The organism is Heyndrickxia faecalis (assembly GCF_040267745.1).
Lineage (GTDB): Bacteria > Bacillota > Bacilli > Bacillales > Bacillaceae_C > Weizmannia > Weizmannia faecalis.
This window is the reverse complement of the sequence record NZ_CP158453.1, coordinates 1845743-1864143: the sequence shown is the minus strand read 5'-3', so window position 1 is coordinate 1864143 and position 18401 is coordinate 1845743. Positions and strand designations below refer to the sequence as shown.

25 protein-coding genes are annotated in these 18401 nt (G+C 41.2%); 10 read left to right on the top strand and 15 right to left on the bottom strand.

Features of this window, described 5'->3' with window-relative positions:
• Positions 1-111 precede the first annotated feature (111 nt).
• Positions 112-654 carry a site-specific integrase gene (locus ABR335_RS09065; protein WP_035184762.1) on the bottom strand — a complete coding sequence of 181 codons (543 nt, stop codon included), beginning with the start codon at positions 652-654 and terminating at the stop codon, positions 112-114.
• Positions 655-1065: 411 nt separating this feature from the next.
• Between ABR335_RS09065 and ABR335_RS09060 the strand changes: the two genes are divergently transcribed.
• Entirely contained in the window at positions 1066-2289 is a 1224-nt protein-coding gene (locus tag ABR335_RS09060) for an IS110 family transposase (RefSeq protein ID WP_013858393.1), read from the top strand.
• Positions 2290-2408: 119 nt separating this feature from the next.
• On the opposite strand, the gene ABR335_RS09055 is transcribed toward ABR335_RS09060, so the two are convergent.
• The 7 genes from ABR335_RS09055 to ABR335_RS09025 all read right to left on the bottom strand — a co-directional run bounded on the left by ABR335_RS09055 (position 2409) and on the right by ABR335_RS09025 (position 5952).
• Entirely contained in the window at positions 2409-2885 is a 477-nt protein-coding gene (locus ABR335_RS09055) for an ArpU family phage packaging/lysis transcriptional regulator (protein WP_350346132.1), read from the bottom strand.
• Positions 2886-2987: 102 nt separating this feature from the next.
• Complete coding sequence (locus ABR335_RS09050; protein WP_061574471.1) at positions 2988-3674, bottom strand: phage antirepressor; 687 nt, start codon at positions 3672-3674, stop codon at positions 2988-2990.
• Positions 3675-3714: 40 nt separating this feature from the next.
• Complete coding sequence (locus ABR335_RS09045) at positions 3715-4572, bottom strand: DNA cytosine methyltransferase (protein ID WP_061574472.1); 858 nt, start codon at positions 4570-4572, stop codon at positions 3715-3717.
• A 114-nt stretch (positions 4573-4686) separates the two neighbouring features.
• The gene (locus ABR335_RS09040) at positions 4687-4989 is read right to left on the bottom strand and encodes a hypothetical protein (protein WP_350346131.1); all 303 of its coding nucleotides are present in this window, start codon (positions 4987-4989) and stop codon (positions 4687-4689) included.
• Positions 4990-5003: 14 nt separating this feature from the next.
• Positions 5004-5186, bottom strand: coding sequence for a hypothetical protein (locus tag ABR335_RS09035; RefSeq protein ID WP_035184748.1), 183 nt, complete (start codon positions 5184-5186; stop codon positions 5004-5006).
• Between the two features lie 268 nt (positions 5187-5454).
• Positions 5455-5643 carry a BH0509 family protein gene (locus ABR335_RS09030; RefSeq protein ID WP_035184746.1) on the bottom strand — a complete coding sequence of 63 codons (189 nt, stop codon included), beginning with the start codon at positions 5641-5643 and terminating at the stop codon, positions 5455-5457.
• Between the two features lie 132 nt (positions 5644-5775).
• On the bottom strand, positions 5776-5952 hold the full coding sequence (locus ABR335_RS09025) for an XtrA/YqaO family protein (protein WP_350346130.1): 177 nt from the start codon (positions 5950-5952) through the stop codon (positions 5776-5778).
• Between the two features lie 226 nt (positions 5953-6178).
• On the opposite strand from ABR335_RS09025, the gene ABR335_RS09020 reads away from it, so the two are divergent.
• Complete coding sequence (locus ABR335_RS09020) at positions 6179-7489, top strand: transposase family protein (RefSeq protein ID WP_013858128.1); 1311 nt, start codon at positions 6179-6181, stop codon at positions 7487-7489.
• 472 nt (positions 7490-7961) lie between these two features.
• Here ABR335_RS09020 and ABR335_RS09015 read toward each other — a convergent pair whose 3' ends face one another.
• A complete protein-coding gene (locus ABR335_RS09015) occupies positions 7962-8957 on the bottom strand; it encodes a DnaD domain-containing protein (protein ID WP_350346129.1) in 996 nt (331 codons plus the stop codon).
• Positions 8958-9080: 123 nt separating this feature from the next.
• On the opposite strand from ABR335_RS09015, the gene ABR335_RS09010 reads away from it, so the two are divergent.
• Positions 9081-9272, top strand: coding sequence for a hypothetical protein (locus ABR335_RS09010; protein ID WP_350346128.1), 192 nt, complete (start codon positions 9081-9083; stop codon positions 9270-9272).
• Positions 9273-9497: 225 nt separating this feature from the next.
• Here ABR335_RS09010 and ABR335_RS09005 read toward each other — a convergent pair whose 3' ends face one another.
• The 5 genes from ABR335_RS09005 to ABR335_RS08985 form a co-directional block, all read right to left on the bottom strand.
• A complete protein-coding gene (locus ABR335_RS09005; protein WP_035184741.1) occupies positions 9498-9689 on the bottom strand; it encodes a hypothetical protein in 192 nt (63 codons plus the stop codon).
• Between the two features lie 86 nt (positions 9690-9775).
• Positions 9776-10057, bottom strand: coding sequence for a YqaH family protein (locus ABR335_RS09000; RefSeq protein ID WP_043052499.1), 282 nt, complete (start codon positions 10055-10057; stop codon positions 9776-9778).
• A gap of 12 nt (positions 10058-10069) precedes the next feature.
• Complete coding sequence (locus ABR335_RS08995; protein WP_035184739.1) at positions 10070-10339, bottom strand: group-specific protein; 270 nt, start codon at positions 10337-10339, stop codon at positions 10070-10072.
• A 24-nt stretch (positions 10340-10363) separates the two neighbouring features.
• Positions 10364-10885, bottom strand: a complete 522-nt coding sequence (locus ABR335_RS08990) for a helix-turn-helix domain-containing protein (protein WP_061574475.1) — start codon at positions 10883-10885, stop codon at positions 10364-10366.
• A 196-nt stretch (positions 10886-11081) separates the two neighbouring features.
• Positions 11082-11339 (bottom strand): helix-turn-helix transcriptional regulator, encoded by a 258-nt coding sequence (locus ABR335_RS08985; protein ID WP_061574476.1) that lies wholly within the window; start codon positions 11337-11339, stop codon positions 11082-11084.
• 158 nt (positions 11340-11497) lie between these two features.
• On the opposite strand from ABR335_RS08985, the gene ABR335_RS08980 reads away from it, so the two are divergent.
• From ABR335_RS08980 to ABR335_RS08950, 7 genes are all read left to right on the top strand, one after another.
• Positions 11498-11893 (top strand): helix-turn-helix domain-containing protein, encoded by a 396-nt coding sequence (locus ABR335_RS08980; protein WP_061574477.1) that lies wholly within the window; start codon positions 11498-11500, stop codon positions 11891-11893.
• A 247-nt stretch (positions 11894-12140) separates the two neighbouring features.
• Positions 12141-12536, top strand: a complete 396-nt coding sequence (locus ABR335_RS08975) for a helix-turn-helix domain-containing protein (RefSeq protein ID WP_061574478.1) — start codon at positions 12141-12143, stop codon at positions 12534-12536.
• Between the two features lie 102 nt (positions 12537-12638).
• Positions 12639-12995 carry a DUF4064 domain-containing protein gene (locus ABR335_RS08970; protein WP_061574479.1) on the top strand — a complete coding sequence of 119 codons (357 nt, stop codon included), beginning with the start codon at positions 12639-12641 and terminating at the stop codon, positions 12993-12995.
• A 97-nt stretch (positions 12996-13092) separates the two neighbouring features.
• Complete coding sequence (locus ABR335_RS08965; RefSeq protein ID WP_350346127.1) at positions 13093-14010, top strand: BRCT domain-containing protein; 918 nt, start codon at positions 13093-13095, stop codon at positions 14008-14010.
• A gap of 29 nt (positions 14011-14039) precedes the next feature.
• The gene (locus ABR335_RS08960) at positions 14040-15002 is read left to right on the top strand and encodes an exonuclease domain-containing protein (RefSeq protein ID WP_350346126.1); all 963 of its coding nucleotides are present in this window, start codon (positions 14040-14042) and stop codon (positions 15000-15002) included.
• A 201-nt stretch (positions 15003-15203) separates the two neighbouring features.
• A complete protein-coding gene (locus ABR335_RS08955; RefSeq protein ID WP_350346125.1) occupies positions 15204-15722 on the top strand; it encodes an ImmA/IrrE family metallo-endopeptidase in 519 nt (172 codons plus the stop codon).
• A gap of 42 nt (positions 15723-15764) precedes the next feature.
• Entirely contained in the window at positions 15765-16898 is a 1134-nt protein-coding gene (locus tag ABR335_RS08950; protein WP_172653412.1) for a site-specific integrase, read from the top strand.
• A 108-nt stretch (positions 16899-17006) separates the two neighbouring features.
• Here ABR335_RS08950 and glnA read toward each other — a convergent pair whose 3' ends face one another.
• A complete protein-coding gene (gene glnA, locus ABR335_RS08945; protein ID WP_014098212.1) occupies positions 17007-18344 on the bottom strand; it encodes a type I glutamate--ammonia ligase in 1338 nt (445 codons plus the stop codon).
• Positions 18345-18401: the final 57 nt, after the last annotated feature.

The window sequence follows — 18401 nt, the reverse complement described above, 5'->3', positions numbered from 1 at the left end:
TTGCACTCGGGCAAACGTTGAAACCCTTGAAATAACAGCCTTCATTCAATATATAAATATGAGTGCACGCCTCGTATTTTTATGATGTAGTGATGCCCAAAAAGAAAAGGACTATATCCTGAATTTGTCCATTGCCTTATCTAACGTATCCTGATTAATTCCGATATACCGTAGCGTAATATCCGGTCTCGAATGATTTAGTAGTTCTTGCAGCAGGGCCACATTCTTTGTTTGCATGTAAAAATGATAGCCAAATGTTTTTCTTAATGTATGCGTACCGATGTCTGTCAGCCCAACATGCTTAGCAGCATCACGCAGTATCCTATAAGCTGTTGAACGGTCAATTGGCCTGTTTGCTCCCTGCCGGCTTTTAATAAGGTAATCGCCGTCTGCAAGTGTTTTGGCGTAAGGTATGATCTCCTTTTTAATGTAACCGGGGATTTTTACCCTTTTGTTTTTCTTTGTTTTCGTTTCCTTAATATCAATATGGCTTCTTAATATATCTTCTTTCTTCAATTTTAAAATGTCGGATATCCTAAGTCCGACGCTTATTCCCAACATAAAAAGAATATAATTCCTTTCACTCTTTGATTTCAAATAGTTCTTCATCTTCTCTATCTTAACGGGATCGCGAATCGGTTGGACGACATTCATACACTCATCTCCTCGTATAATAAGTTTAAATCCAAAGTGGATGTCAATTTCCAGTTCATTCTGCTGCTCATTGACAAGTGAATATAAGATTTTGTATTCCGGGCTCGCCCGGAATACAAGTTCGGACTTGGACGCTTCGCGATGTTCCCGGATAATGGTCTTAGGATCGTTTGGGTCAATGCTTCCCCTCCTTGTAGCCTGACTACTCGAAAAGTCTGCATCCCCAGGTTCTTGCTTGAACGTCTAACCCGTAGGCCGTTCCTCCGGATCTCCGTGCTGGAAATGAGCAGTTCCAGGCAGCCCACGGCCCGGATGAGTTCTCATACGCGAGGCTGACAGATCGGCAAGCCATCTGGGGATATCCCGAAGCGTCCGATTCCATCGATCCCAATACAGAGAGGAGGAAATCATATGCCCTTATTTGTCGGTATTGACGTGAGCTCCAAAAACCTCGATGCCTGCCTGATGGATGGAATGGGGGAAACGTTGGCCACCCAAACGGTGACAAACAATCTTCCCGGTGCCTCTGAGTTAAGAGACGCCATCCTCCAACATGCGGAGGCGGATGACACCATCCAGATCGCCATGGAGGCCACATCTGTGTATAGTTGGCACCCGGCAATGTTTTTCCATGAAGATCCCGAGCTGAAACAGCGTCGTACAAAGGTGTTTACCCTGAATCCGAAGCTGGTGAGAAATTTCAAAAAGGCTTATGCCGAGATGGACAAGACCGATCCCAAAGATGCCTGGGTAATTGCGGACCGCTTGCGTTTCGGGAGATTGCCGAAATCCGTGATTCAGTCAGAACAATACCTTGCCCTTCAACGGTTAACACGGATGCGCTATCACCTGATTCAAAGTTTAACCCGGGAACAACAGGTATTTTTGAATCATCTGTTTTTCAAATTCAGTGCCTTTAACCTTGAAGTGGATACACCGGTCTTCGGCCATGCCATAACGGAATTTTTGCTTGAGGCCTATAGCCTCGATGAAATTGCCCAAATGCCTCTGGAGGACTTAGCGATGTATCTCCAGACCAAAGGCCATGGCCGCTTTAGCGATCCCGAGGATTTGGCCGCATCCATCCAAAAAGCTGCCCGGTCCTCTTACCGGCTTTCTAAATGTGTGGAGGATTCGATTGACTTGGTCCTGGGCAGTTCTATTGAGATCATCCGGCATCTTAAACGCCAAATCAAGGATTTGGATAAGGCGATTGCCCGCGTTCTTGATGGAATCCCGAATACCCTCCAGACCATTCCGGGAATAGGCCCGGTGAGCTGTGCTGGGATTCTCGCTGAAATCGGCGACATTGAGCGCTTTGACGACCAAGCCGCGATCGCAAAATTTGCTGGATTGTTCTGGCCCCGCCACCAATCGGGTGATTTTGAGGCTGATGACAAAATGCTTGCGCGTACAGGCAATCGTTATCTCCGGTATTACCTGGTTGAGGCTGCCAATCTGGTCCGGCGACACGAACCTGAGTACCGCGCCTTTTACCAAAAGAAATATCGTGAGGTGCATAAGCACTCACACAAACGCGCCCTCGTCTTAACGGCAAGAAAACTGGTGCGCCTGATCGATGCGCTGCTCCGCAACGATCAAATTTATGCGCCGAAAAAGAAGGTGACGCGATGAGGTAACCAGGTAACCATCATCGATAGCCTGAACTTGAAAACTTCCAGATTATTCCAATTATCTGGAGGCTTAGTTCAGTATTGCCATTTTTACGACATAGAGCCAACAAAATTTCCAATTCACTTGTTTTTAACCCTTGACATCACACCGTAGGACTTCTCTTTATAGACTTCAACTTTCAACGCAAATGCCAGCTTATAAAATGCCCGAGATTTTATTCTGTGATAAGTCCGCTCGCTCATGTTCAGTTCGTTGTACACTTCATAATCAAATACATCATCCTCCGTCATATACCGGCGGATGAGGATTGCCCGCTCCTTAAACCCGAGACGGTTTACGGACATGGAAACTTTACGGATATAATCGCTCCGCTCGCGTTCATAGTCCACATTCTTTACTGCAGCTTCTTCAGTTGAGGAGTGAAACTGGTTGGTGTTGCTTGGTGGAACCAATGAATAGCTTGAGGTTACTTTTGGCACCTGGTCCAGTTCCTGCGTTAGCAACAAAACCCTATACTTTTCCAATGCACCTTCCACCCGCTTCCTTGTCTCTTCCCGGTCAATCTCTGCCAGCTGAAAACTCAATTGTTCCATCATTGTTCCTCCTTCCAATAAAAAAACGGACACCAACCATCAGCAACAAATGCTGAAAGTCAGTGTCCGCACGCTTCTCCGTTACTTGGACATATTCTACTTCTATTATACAATTATTGATCGTTCTTTCAATAATTTGTCAATATAATGGATACCTTTTGCCGTGACATAGGTCTGGGGCTTATTAATGACCTGGCTGCCCATCTGTATCGGCTTTTCTTTCACAACGAAATACCCGCGGTTGATAAACTCCTGATAAGGTGTATTATCTCTCATCAAGATCTTCATCTCCCGAAGCAGCTTGAAAAAGTTATTTCGGCCATATCCTAATATTTTTGCAACATCCCCCATTTTCTGATAGTTCTCACCGGAAATGAAGCGATCAAAGGATTCAATTTTTGGTTTTGCCTTTTCAATTTGTTCTTGCAGGTCCGCCGCCAGTCGCAAGGCTTCGCTGAATGTTTGCGGAACCTGTGTTGAGTAACTTCCCGTCTTCCGGATTTGCGGAATGACATCATGTGTAATCCATCTTTTGAATGCACGTGCTTCCGGTTTTCGGCTAGACATGATCAGAGAATATAGACCCGGTTCATTCACTAAATTGGTTGCCCCCTGACGACCTATGTTTAACATAGTCCGTTCATCATCTTCAAGTCTAGCGATTGCCTGTGTAGTGTTTCTTACTTCCAGAATATCACATACATCTTTGGCAACAAACCAAACATCATTATCTATTAACATAGTTCGTAGTTGGCTCATTCCATAACCAAATACTTGCTGAATCTGGTTCATTTAATCACCTCATGTTTTCATTTCACACAATATGCCCGTACTACGACGCAAAATATCTTTTTACTTCCTGTCCTATCCACCTTCCCATCGGAACGGCTACCGCATTACCAATCTGCCGATAAGCATCATTGTCAGTGCCAGCGAACCGGAACCAATCCGGAAATCCCTGCAGCCGGGCATATTCTCGAACTGTGTATGGGCGGATTGATTTCCCGTCATTCACGAGCCTAGTAGACCGGTCTTTTGCATAATGCGCCACGCAAGTCGGTGCGCGTCCGTCTAAATCTGTAATGATGGGTCTGTCTCGGTATGCTCCGTTCATCCTTTTGTAAACATAATCGGGAATGTGGACTTTTGCACCAATTTCGATAATATCACGCATTTTAACTGGTTTACTTTCCGGGTATCCAAGAGAGTGAAACGGCCGCTTTGTTCCAATTACGATCAGCCTTTTCCGCTCCTGTGGAAGCCACATGTTTGCATTTACCGGGCACTCTACTCGCACATAATAATTCGGAAGTTTTGTAAGGCATTCCATGACGACCTGGAATTTCTTCATGCCGGGTACATTTTCGACAATGTATACTTCCGGCTGTGCCAAGGCCACATGGCGAAAGAAATGTAGAAACAAATCATCTCCCGTCCTAGTACCATGAATATCCGCTATCTTGCTGTACCGTGTGCAAGGAAATGTCCCAATGTACACATCTGCGTCTTGCTGATCCAGAACGGTTATTTTTGTAATGTCCGTTTCGCTGATCTTATGAGAAAAATTCATTCGCAACGTTTCACACGCAACCTTATCTATTTCAAATGACTCTAAAATCTCAATTCCTGATTCAGCGATGCCAAGATCCATTCCACCGGCACCACTGAAATAACTTTTTGCTGTAATCAAATTTGATACCTCCTTCCGCGAAGTATGGTTCAATCCTTCATCAAGTACAAGCTTCCTATACTGCCAATACGCATACGTTCGTTGGTATCCGTTGACTTTGATATTTCAAATAGATCACCTTTTACGCGCAGGCACATACAGATAACCGATATTCTCATCAAATTCATTAAAAACCGAAAAGCAAAGCTCACAATACGTAATTAAATCGGACGGTCGTCTGCACTTTACAACGCGGTTATCTTTCCAAACGAGCAGAGATCCGCCATCAAATGCAATGCACAGCCCGTTTCCTAAATTCACAGCTTCTTTAATCCAAGCGCTAATTTTAATCCCGTTTTCGGAAAAATGAAATTTAAACTTTGAATGTTCGTCTAAAATATTGATCATCAGTTCTTCAAATTCCAAAACATTTTGCATGATATCCCACCTCCTCACAGAATGTAAGCGATCGTTGTAATCATCCTGCCGAATGCCCTTTCTTCTAGGACATTGATGGCTTCAACAATTGCCAGACAGTCTCTCATTGGTTCAACATCCATGCCGCCTTTCCACTTTTCTCCCGCAGCAATGAGCTGTTCTTTAAGGAAATTAATACTGTTTTCCAATTCATTCACGTCAAAACATCCCTTTCCTAAGAGAACGGAATCAGTGTCCCGTTCTCTTTTTAATCTTTCGGTTTTCCCCAGATGTTCCACCTCATTTTTTAAATTTCGGTATTCTGTCACCGCCAAATTTTTTGCAATCATACCCTAAACGGGTTGAACATCGTTTGTGCTGCTTGCAGAACGTTTGACAAACGTATTTTCTATCTTCCTCCACCATCCACTTCTTCCGGCTGTCTTTGATGATAATTTTGGCCTCCATAGCATTTCACCAACCAATTCATCTTACAAACTCATCTTCCATCTGGTTCATTTCAAGATTGGACTCATATAAACGGATAATTTCTGCATCGCTCTTTTCTTTCCAAAACGACCGGGTGAAACCGGTGATTACATATAGCCATTCAATCAGCAAAAGCCGTTCTTTTTGGCTTAATATTTTTCTGTCGACAGGTTTTTTCCGTAGCAAATTTCAACACCAACCCTTTGCTGCAAGATCCCGGTCCTGACCCTGCAGCGTATTTTTGTACCGCGATTTCTCTGTTATTGGTACATGCAAAATATCATAATAGGTTTAAACAAAAGCTAAATCGGCTATGAATTAGGTAAGATAGGACTCTATAAACGTAATTTTTTTCGATTTCCCATTCACTGTCTCGATGATCGTGCTACCATGCTCAACTGCTTCACATTTGCGGGCAATTCCGCGCTTCCCATCCAGGACAACGATGATCACTTTATCCGGTTCAATGGCTTGTTTAATCGTCAAGTCTTCCAAAAGCTCTATTTCTCCAATTCGCTTTTCCAGCTCTGAGGAGTAAAAATTTTTCGTGATAATTTAAGTATCCCCCCCAAAAATACGGCCAAATATGTAATAATTTAAATAATTAGAGCTTGCTGGACGAATATTTTGGCATGGCTTAGTGACAAGTCGAATACAAGCTAAAATTTGATTCGTTCAGCAAGCCCTAATTAAACTTGGCTGTTTTGAGGGGGTTTTTATTTTGGTTACTAGAAAAGAAAAAAGAAATCGTGAAAAAGAAGCAAATTATTTTTTCGAGTTCCTTAAAATTCAGAAGCATTTTTTCAAAGACCTGATGAATAACCTAAAAAAGGTAGCAGACCACCGACATCAAAGCTATATCACTTATGGTCCAGAGGTCCTTTTATTTACGATGATGTTGAAAAATATGACCGGCCTAAAATCCATGAGAAACATGAGTGAGAGTTTTAATAAAGAAGAATGTATTAAAAATGTAGGGAAGGTGTTAGGCTTAGATTCTCTTGAAGAACTTCCACATTATGATACAATTAACGACTTTTTATCTGGCTTAGATGTAAATGAATTAGAAAAAATTAGAACGTATATGATTAAAGAATTATTGAAAAAAAGGTCTCTCGAGTCTTATCGAATTGAAGGAAAGTACTGGGGTGTCATCATTGATGGAACTGGATTACACACCTTTCATGAGAAACATTGTAAACACTGCCTGAGACGGGCATATACAAATAAAGAAACAGGAGAAACGAACGTACTTTATATGCACCATGTACTTGAAGCCAAGCTTGTCGTGGGGGATATGGTCTTCAGTATTGCCTCCGAATTTATCGAAAATGAATCAGAAAATGTTTCTAAGCAAGATTGTGAATTAAAAGCCTTCGACAGGCTGGCAAAGAAAATAAAAAAAATATTTAAAAGACTACCGATTTGTATCTTGGGAGATAGTCTCTATGCATGTGAAACGGTATTTAATCTGTGCAGGGCGCACAAATGGAAATATATATGCAGATTTAAGGAAGGGAGAATTAAAAGTATCTCGACGGAGTTTAAGGCAATAAAAGAGCTGGAACAAAGTAAGGATCAGAATTCATTAGTTTGGGTGAATGATATTGCCTACAAAGACAGAACGGTCAATCTGATGGAGGCCACAATGAAAACAGAGGATGGGAAATCGAAAGAGTATGTATTTATAACGGATATTAAAATCACGAAAAAGAACGTGGAACGACTCATCGCTGCAGGAAGAAGCCGCTGGAAGATTGAAAATCAAGGATTTAACGAACAAAAAAATAATCGTTACAATATAGAACATGCCAATAGCCAAAACTACACAGCCATGAAAAATCATTATTTATTAGTTCAAATAACAGATATTATTAGACAGCTGTTTGAAAAAGGTTCGTCAATCTTAAAAGCACTCAAAAAAACGGCAAAAGAAAAATCCTCAAATCTGTTGGAATCGTTTCGGACACGCATTTTAACAGACGAGGATTTCACCCATTTAAGTAAGCCAATACAAGTAAGGTTTACTTAATGGTTATATTATAGCAAAGGATGTGATGTAAAAAAAGGTTTTTTTGAAGTTATCCACAATTTTAAAAAAGAAATTTGCAAATTCGGCTCTTTTTGACTTTGAAAGCAGAAAAAATAGATGGAAAAATTTTCTAAATGTGGATAAGTCATTTTATCATAAAACATCTAAAAATTGATGAATTTACTCTTCAGAACTGTCGCTTTTCAGCCAATATCGACACGCCCCTTCTGTGTATGCTATAATGATTGCGTCGATATGGTTTTTCTCCGGGCTGAAAATGCCTGGCTTTTTTATTTTTCAACCTTTTTTACAGGCTGTTCATCCGTTTTCCCGTAATCATGCATTTCTTCACGGATTACCTGCTTTTGCCATTCAATTTGCTTGTCCTGCATGCTTTTTCACCCCTTAAAACGGCAAATTGTCGTCGTTAAACGGCGGCAGATCCTGACTTCCTTATGGTTCATTTGCAAGCCTATTTTTCTTTTTTTCGATACTGTTCCCGGATTTTCTCCAACCGCTTCCGCTTTGTCTCGAGGTCTTCTTGGGCTTCTTGGGCTTCTTGGGCTTCTTGCTCAGCAGTACTGCTTTGGCTATTTCCGGGTTCCTTAAACCAGTCGGGCACCCTCTCCGTTCTCCCGGATCTGCTTCCATAACGCTTTAGCCTCGATCGCTCTTCCTTGTATTTCAGCTGCAATGCACGAGCCTGCTCAACGGTCTGTATGCCTTTGCTTGCCCAGTCCTTTAGGATGGCTTCGCAATACTTCCAGCCTGTTGCGCCGCGCTCCACTGCATTTTTCATTGCTTCGATAACCAAATCCACTGACAGATCCTCACACCAGAAATAAATTTTTTCGGCGACATAAGATCCGACCACACCAAAGCCATTTTGTTCAAAAAACGCAATGGCCTTTTTTGCTTCTTCGTCTTTTTCCGGAATGCACTCTTCCGAAGAAGAAGAAGTAATCTCTGTCGTAATCTCTGAAGTACTCTCTGTAGTACTCTCTGGTATTGGTCTGTCCATTTTGAACAGATCGTCTGTCCATTTTGAACAGCTGGACTGCTCATTTTGACCTGTCGACTGCTCATTTTGAACAATCGTCTGCCCATTTTGAGCAGTCGACTGCTCATTTTGAACAGATGGACTGTTCAACCTCTCCACCTTTTCAAAATCAATTGTGTACCATTTTGTTTTATCAATTTGTGAACGGTTGAAATTGTTTGTAATGATGAATCCTTCTTTCTCAAGTTTAGAAATGGCCCGGCGGATGGTGCTGATAGACCAGAACGGGAATTGCTCTTCCCAATCCTCATAGGTGTTGTAGACCCATGGTTTCCCTTCATAGATGTGGTTGCTTTTTTGCAGCCAGTAATTTAACTGTTGCAAGATGATTGCCTCATTCAAGCCGATTTTTTCAGCCAATGAAGGAATAACAATAATTGGTCTTTCATCCAGAAGCAAATTACCCATGGTTTCCCTCCTTTAATTGCGTACTTTTTCTAATAAGTTCAAATGAATCATTCTCCTATGCACCGAAACCGGCGTCCGGTTCAAGCGCATTGCAAGGTGCTCGTCATCATATAAGCTTGCATGATGGATGAGGTAAAAATCTTCTTCTTCCGTCCAAGTGCCGGTTTTCGCCAAGCTGTGATCCAGTTGCTTTTCATCCTCTATAAGTTTGAATGCCAATTCTTGCAGAAGAGCACCAACCAGGCAGTTTTTCCGGCAATAAATCGTGTTATGATTGATTTTTTGTTCCCGCGAATTGGGCAAGACTTGCAATAAAGGTCCATATTACGGCAAATTTCAAGCCTGATCTCCCGTTTTTCTTTCCTGGTGAGCGTCAATCATTCCACCTCCTCTTTATTCAGTTGTCAAAGATCAGTAGTGCCTTATTCGCACCGTGAGACGCTGAAAATGCAGGTTTCCGGGTTTTGTGGAAATAATTCCTAGGTTACCAGGCCCTATTTCAGCCTCTCACGGCAAGAATAAGGATTCTCGCCGATATGGTTATATGGACGTTGCGTGTTGAATTGACTTTTTCAACGCATCACATAATTCTTCTTTCGAAATGGTTTCTTTATTTTTTAATAAAGCCTTGATACGGCCTAAGAAAAAAGGGAAAACTGCTATTTGATGTTCCAAATCAATTGGCACATCCAAAAAATCTGCCCACAGCGTATCAAAATCCGTTTCATTCATCTCCATCACCCACCCACGCGCAAAGTACGCCATAACCGATCAGCAGCGCCGGCAGAAACAAAATTAGAAAAAATACGCCACCCATCTCATATACCTGCTTTCTTCAAAACGATCGTTTTGATATCAACATTTTGTTGTTGTAACTCAACAGCCACCTTATGGATCCGCTCCAGCATTTCCCTTTTCTCTTTCATCTTCTGCAATGCTTTAAGCGATTTCAGCAGATCTTCCGTATACTGGATGCTCTTTTCAAAGTCATTTTCACGGATCAGCAATGCTGTAGCCTCTTTGCTTAGTTCAAATGCGCATTTGTACTCAACGATTGCCTTGGCCAAATCCTGCCGCAAAAATTGGTCAACTTTCAACATTTCATTTCCTCCTCAATGTCTCGGCTGCTCTTTCAGCCAAGTTAATAGAAACTGTTTTGTTTCTTCCGCCGGGAAGCGCCAATCTCGACCAACTTTGTATTTAGGAAAGCGTTCGTCATAGAAAAATTCCTTTAGAATGGTGTTCCAGCTCATGCCTGTGCGACGCTTCAGCTCGGCTGAATCCCAAAACACAAGCTCTGCATCCACTTGTTTCAATTTTTCTTCGATTCTTTCCAGGTAAAGGTTCCGTACTTCCTGTTCATCGATTTCAACTTTTAACATGGACACTTGGCATCACCTCTTGCATTAAAAATCTTTATCAATGTAATTACGAGATCGGAGAGACAGCCGCCACTGCGTAAAAAGCTGTTTCATGGAAAATTGGTGCTCATTACATATCACCCCTACAAGATTGACCATGCTGGCTGCCGCATCCAGTAATTCGAAAATGAGTTTCTTCGTTTCCTCGAGCTCTTGTGCTGTTCGTGTATGTACCGGTTTTGCCCAGGGAATGTCTTGCAGTTTATCCAACGCCTCATTCGTTTCTGCCTGCACCAGAAAAGCCATGCTTGTCGGATGATGATCGATGTTTTCGCCATTGAAATACGGGATAGAGACTTTTCCGGCAGCATCGCACCAGGCCAGAAAGTAAAATTCCACATCATCCAGCTCATTGGCCATCACTGAACGCAAATCATCTGGAAATGTCCTGGCCCCTGTTTCATATTTGGCAATGCTTTCCCGCGAAACCGGCGTATTTGATGCGAGGCCTTCCTGGGTAATCCCTTTCCGCTTCCGGGCATTCGCCATTTCCTTTCCAAGTTTCATTAGTGACTTCCCCCTTCTGTACCAATGGATTCATTGAAATGTGACAGTATTTTTTAGTAAGTTAAATTCAGTTGCATTTGGATTAAAATCACTGTCATTTGCAGTGCCACTTTCTTGCTGTTGCAAACATGGCATGTTTTATTTCTAGTCACGAGTACTGCGACTGCTTTCTATTCAGCTAATGGGATGTTTACTTTTATCTTCTTGGTATTTCTTTTTCACAACATTTTGTTGTGCTGTTTGTTAAAAAAATAGACTCTGGATTCGCGTTAAAAATGCTCGATATAGCAAGAGCCACATTTAAACTTGGAGTTCTTGCGCCTTGTTCAATCATTCCATAGTAACTTTCAGTTATTTTGATGTTATATTCCCTTTTGAGAATGTTAACCACATCTTTTTGCGTTAAACTTTTTTGTTTTCTCATAAAAATTAAGTAATCTCTTCGCTGAGTCAACTTCGCACCCCCCAACATTTCGTTGTCTTAATAATACACAACAAAATGTTGTATGTCAATAGCAAGCCCACAATTTTTTGTTGTATTTTTAAAAAAATATATTCAATCCAACTATTTGTTGTATAATTGACTATAAGAAATGGTAAAGGAGTATTAGGATGTCAATACTCTCTGAAAGGTTAAAAGAACTTAGAAAGAAGCACAAATTAACACAGAAAGACGTTGCAGATTTCTTAGGAATGTCAGAAAGTGGATACGGATATTACGAACAAGGAAGAAATGAGCCATCTATAGATACGTTAAGAAAACTGGCTGATAAATATGGAGTAAATGTTTCTTATCTAACAGGAGAAGAAGACAAGAAAGACAAGAAGTTCAATTCCTTTGAAGAGATCTCTAAACTTATCGAGCAGTATGGATTTGACCAATTTGGCTTTTTTGACATTGATAAATGGAAAAATCTTTCAAAAGATGATATTGATGAAATCAGGCGACATTTTGAATGGGTTGCCCAGAAAGCAAAAGAACGGAATGATGAAAAGTCTTCGGATTAGTTGACCTTGATTCAAAAAGATTCAAAAATATACATTCTTTTTCTTGTCGCTCAAGTTGACGAATTTTGAATGAATCACATTCTTTGCATTTCCGTCCTGAATTTCCTTTATCCCCGCATACATATTACCTCTTAACTGATGTTTATGCGAGGACGTTCTGTTTTCGTACATGCGCTTTTGACTTTTTGACTATATACAGCCGTCGTTGCCGCGTCTTTCTTTTGGTAACTATAAGGAGGAATATCGGATGTTTGGCAAACGGTTATCTGCTTTAAGAAAGCAAAAAGGTTTAAGCCAGTATGAACTAGCGGATAAATTAGGTTATTCTCGAGGGCAAATTGCCAATTATGAGCAAGGAAAGCGTGAGCCTGATTATGAGACTCTTCAAAAAATCGCCGACTTTTTTGATGTAACAACTGACTATCTCCTTGGCCGCACCGATATTCGCACATTAAACGATGAAGACGATTCACTGGCTGAAATCAACAAACTGATTAAAGAATATGGCATTGAGAAAATTGGTTTTTTTGACATCGATAAATGGAAGAATCTTTCAAAAGATGATATTGATGAAATTCGGCGGCATTTTGAATGGGTTGCCCAGAAAGCAAAAGAATGGAATGATGAAAATTCTTCCGATTAGTTCCAGAAACAAAAATATAAAAAACGTATATAGATAAAAATGGTGTATGCTCTTTTTTAGAGTTTACATAAATTATAAAAAGTACTTTTTGGGGGGAGCCTTATGGAAACAGAAAAAGTTGTAAGCAAAAGTACGACAAGCCGGGTAGCCGAAATGGTCCTTGGAATAATTGGCGGTGTTTTCGGCATAATAGGCGGCATTTTGGCAATGACCGTTGGGGCTGTAGCTAAAGCGTTTGAAGCAAGTGGTTCAGATGGAGTAACTGGCCTTGGCATTGCTTGTATTCTTGTTTCGATTCTCGCAATTATTTTTTCCTGCATCATTAACAAAAAGCGAGTCCTTTTCGGAATCCTTATTATTGTGTGCGGTATCTTGAATATCGTGTTTATTAGCTATTTTGGTATTCTTAGTGGTATTCTAATCGCTATCTCAGGCATTTTAGCCTTAGTAAGAAAATAAAGGGGAAAAAATAAAAAGAGGATGATTAAGCATCTAAAGTTTTGGCTTTGGATGCTTTTTCGAAACACAAATTTTTTGACCAGGGGGAAATGATAAAATGGGAAAACAATATTCCGAAGTCAATGAATACCGCATGTATACAACAAAAGCTGAATTACATAAAGCTGTTAATTCTCTCATGGGACTGATCAGAGGTATTCAATATGACGGCATTATTACTAATGAAGAGCTGGCTGAAGTTTTTCATTGGTGCAATCTTCATCGGCATTTGGAAAACAATTCTCCGTTTAATGAAATCATACCTATGATTGATAGCGCTTTAGATGATGGTCAGCTTGACGAAGAAGAAATTCAGGATATCCAATGGCTTTGCAATCGTATTCTCCATCAGGACGAGTTTGATGAATTTTATGACCTAGTCACCGTGTCCATTCAAGAACTGGAAGGTATTCTACATGGCATGCTGGCAGATCGTAAATTGGATGATACTGAAATTGACCAGTTGGAAGAATGGATGGAAAATCATAGTTTTCTTCTGAAAGGTACCTACCCATTTGACGAAATCGATAGCTTACTAACTGCAGTAAAACATGACGGGGTCGTTACAAAAGAAGAAAAAAGCATGTTGACCGCGTTTTTTGCTAACTTTATTGACACGAAACTCTCTCATAATATTCATGAACCGGAGATTCGGTCCCTGCAAGAAAAATTTTCAATTAATGGTATTTGTGCTGTCTGTCCAGAGATCACTTTTGAAAATAAGATTTTTTCCTTTACCGGCACGTCTGCTCGAGCAACAAGAAATGAAATCGCCGAAATTATCAATAACAAAGGTGGAATCTTTAATAATAACGTCAATAAAAAGACAAATTATCTGATTGTCGGAGCTGATGGCAATCCATGTTGGGCTTACTCCTGCTATGGCCGGAAAGTTGAAAAAGCCGTTCAACTGAGAAAAGCAGGCTCCCCTATCGTGATTGTCCATGAAAATGACTTTTGGGATGAAACTTATTAAAATTTATAAATTTACAAGTGGGGGTTCACATGAATATCTATAAAGAAAAATGGTATCATTCGCCCTGGCTGATCTGCCTGTTGGCTGTTCTTTGGAAAGCAAGTGTCTTCTTCCTTTTTATCGCTATCATTCTTCTAATCACGCGATCTGTTTCAATCAAAAGGTTTAAAAAACATATGCAGCAGTCCAAGCCTGCCACCCACGAACCATATCCAAACAAAGGAGAGATTCAACAGTTGGAACTGAAAAAAGAAAATGTTGTCCAGGATACGATCAAGCTGCAGCAAGAAAAAGATGCACTCGAAAAGCAAATCAGCATGTTAAACACTGAAATTACTGCACTGAAAAAAGAAATCGAGAGCGCAAAAACTGAGAATAAAAAACCTGTTGAAAACATAGTGTCGACGCCTGCCAAAAGGAACATGACAAAGGTCAGCAAAGCCGATTATTTTAAATACACAAAAGCGAGAGTTTATCCGGATAATTATACTGTTATTGATTTTGAAACAACCGGATTGAAACCAGAAAACAGCAAAATCATTCAGATCGGGGCCGTCAAATTTGAAAACCATCAAAAGATTGATGAATTCGTCACTTTAGTCAACCCTGGCATACCCATCCCTACGAACATAACCAGGATAACCGGCATTACAAATGATGACTTAATCGGCGCACCGTCCATCAAAGAAAAATTGCCCGAGTTGCTTTCTTTCATTGAATCTGATACACTCGTCGCCCATAACGCGCCATTCGATATGAAATTCTTGCTACATAACATGTATGCTGAAAATCTGCCTTATCAAAAATTTAGAGTCGTCGATACTCTCACCCTTGCAAGAAGGCACATCAAAGACACGGATAACCATAAACTTGAGACCCTAAAACAATACCTCGGCCTTGACACCTTCTCTTCCCACGAAGCGTTGAGTGACTGTCTGGTTACAGGGGAACTTTATCGGCACTGTTTGGAACTGCAGAGGGTGTATGTATAAAATAATTGAATTATTTTTAAAAAAATATACAAGGGGAATGTGAACAAATTTCAAAGTAATCAAGCCAACATTCACAATACCGTTTACGATGAGTTATCATATTAATATTTGATAAGATTGTTCAATTATTTTTAAATCTCCTTCTTTTAATTGAAGGAGATTTATTTTATAATCTAAATAGGGAACATACGTTTTTAAGAGGTGATTGAAGTGAAATTCCATGATTACTGCACAACTTCGTTAGAAGATTGGGTTACAAAATTTTACTCAAGAATCGGTATTATCAAACCTAAGCAAATCGACATTACGGCAATTTCCCGGTGTTTGCGCATTTATGTCCATTATAAGCCGATTTATTCGTATTTTGAAGTGATTGGCCGTTACCAGGGAATTGTTATTGATTGCCGGGAGCCGCCTGAGAAGCACCGGGAGATCTTTTTCCACGAGCTTTGTCACATTTTACGGCATGCCGGTGTACAGTCGATGATGCCTAAGGCTTTCCGCGAGCTTCAGGAGTGGGATGCACGGCATTTCGTAAAGTATGCCGCTATCCCCTTTCACATGCTGCAATACATCAATTTTGATGATTCACATGTTGTGGAGCAAATGACAGACATATTCAAGGTAAGTCCGGAGCTATGCCTGGAACGGCTGCTACAGCTGCAGCGAAACGGTTATTTCCGTCAATCTGTACCTACCCAGTCATTTCATTGGGACTGATTTTTTGGTAGAGTAAAGTCATTTTAGAGAGGAGAAATGAACATGGCCACTTATAGAAAACGCGGCGACAAATGGGAATACCGGATATCATATAAGGACCCCGTCACTGAAAAATATAAAATAAAGTCAAAATCCGGTTTTTCAACAAAAAAAGAAGCGCAGATAGCCGCTCAAAAAATGGAGAATGAAATTTTGGAAGGTGTTGAGCAGTCCCCTATTTCTTTGAAAAACTTTTTGAACACCTGGCTTTATGAGTTTAAAAAAGATACGATCCGAAAAAATACTTTCAATCTTCATAAACAGAATATCGAAAAGCATATTCTCCCCTATTTTAAGGAAATTAAGCTGGCCAACGTCAAGCCGATTCTATATCAAAAATTTCTAAATCAGTTAATTGACCAAGGTTACAGCAAACGCACAGTCGAAATTGTACACAGCACTTTGTTTAATGCATTTGAGAAGGCCGTGATCTTGGGGAAAGTTACCAAAAATCCATGCATTGGGGCGATTGTAAAGGGGCAGGAGAAAAAAAGAGATTTGAAATATATTGAAACCGACCGTATTGCCGATTTTTTGAAAGAAGCTTACAAGTATGATTATATTTATTGGATGTTTTTCAATGTATTGCTGGAAACTGGCATGAGAAAAGGCGAAGCAGCCGCTCTGCAATGGTCAGATATCGATTTAAAAGCCGGTACGATCAGCATCACCAAAACATTGGACTTTCAGGCAAAATCAAAAGAAGAGCTGTTTGGCGATCCAAAAACTTACAATTCAAAACGGGTGATCACAATTAGCAAGGGCCTGATTAACGATCTGACTTTCCATAAAAAATATCAAAATCAAAATAAGCTCGCCCTGAACGAAATATATCACCACGACTTAAATTTGGTTTTGTGCCGTAATGATGGGAATTTTATGCCGAAGTCCAGCCTGTTTAATGCCTTTTCCCGTATCCTTAAGAGAGCAGGCATTCCTCCCCTTCCGATTCATTCGTTGCGCCATACGCATGCGGTTATTCTGCTGGAAGCCGGAGCTGATTTAAAATACATCCAGGAGCGCCTTGGACATGGCAGCATCCAAATTACATCTGATGTATACAGCCATATCTCGAAAAAAATCGAACGCGAGAAAATCGAAAAGTTTGATGACTATTACAGCCGGATCAAAAACTGAAATTTTTTTGTTCAAATTTTGGTCAACTAATTATTCACCACCCCAAAAAAGCAATTTGACCAAAATACAAAAACCCCTCAAAGCCTTACGCTTCAAGGGGTTTCTTGCTTAATACATTTCGATATACTGGTCGCGTTCCCATTGGTGGACTTGTGTGCGGAACATATCCCATTCAATTTCCTTAGCTTCAAGGAAGTGTTCGAGAATGTGATCGCCAAGGGCGTCTACCATTACATCATCCGATTTTAAGTTTTCCAGCGCCTGCAGCAGTGTGCCCGGGAGGTCGACAATGCCGGCTTCTTCTCTTTCTTCTTTCGTCATGACATAGATGTTGCGGTCGACCGGTTCCGGCGCCTGCAATTTGTTCGCGATGCCGTCAAGCCCTGCTTTTAACAGGACGGCGAGCGCGAGATACGGATTGGCAGACGGGTCAACGCTGCGCACCTCAACGCGCGTGCTTAAACCGCGGGAAGCCGGAATCCGCATGAGCGGGCTGCGGTTGCGAGCGGACCAGGCAACATAACAAGGCGCTTCATAACCCGGCACAAGCCGTTTATAGGAGTTCACCGTCGGATTCGTGACAGCCGTAAAGTTCGAAGCATGCTTCATAATGCCGGCAATGAACTGGTATGCCGTATCGCTCAGCTGCAGTTCTGCATCGTTCGGGTCATAGAATGCATTTTCTTTTCCTTTAAAAAGCGAAAGATTGGTGTGCATCCCGGAACCGTTCACGCCAAACAACGGTTTCGGCATAAACGTCGCATGCAGGCCATGTTTGCGTGCAATCGTCTTGACCACCAGTTTAAAGGTCTGGATATTGTCGCATGCCCTGACTGCATCCGCATATTTAAAATCAATTTCGTGCTGGCCGGGTGCAACTTCATGGTGGGACGCTTCAATTTCAAAGCCCATTTCCTCGAGTTCCAATACGATGTCGCGCCGGCAGTTTTCGCCAAGGTCCGTCGGCGCCAGGTCAAAATAGCCGCCGTTGTCGTTCAGCTCCAGTGTCGGTTCATTTTTTTCATTCAGCTTGAAGAGGAAGAATTCCGGTTCAGGCCCAAGATTAAAACTCGTGAAGCCAAGTTCTTCCATTTCTTTCAATACCCGTTTCAAATTATTCCGCGGATCACCTTCAAACGGGGTGCCGTCCGGATTATAAATATCGCAAATCAGACGGGCGACTTTCCCTTTCTCAGCGGTCCACGGGAAAATGACCCATGTATCATAGTCCGGATACAGATACATATCCGATTCTTCAATCCGGACAAACCCTTCAATCGAAGAGCCGTCGAACATGATTTTATTGTCGAGCGCTTTTTCAAGCTGGCTGAGCGGGATTTCCACGTTTTTAATCGTCCCCAAAATATCCGTGAACTGCAAGCGGATGAATTTCACATTTTGTTCTTCGGCATTCTTCAAAATATCTTCACGTGTAAACTTAGGCATGAACAGTATTCCTCCCTTTAGGCAATAAAAAGTATATATCTAAGCTATAAAACTAGC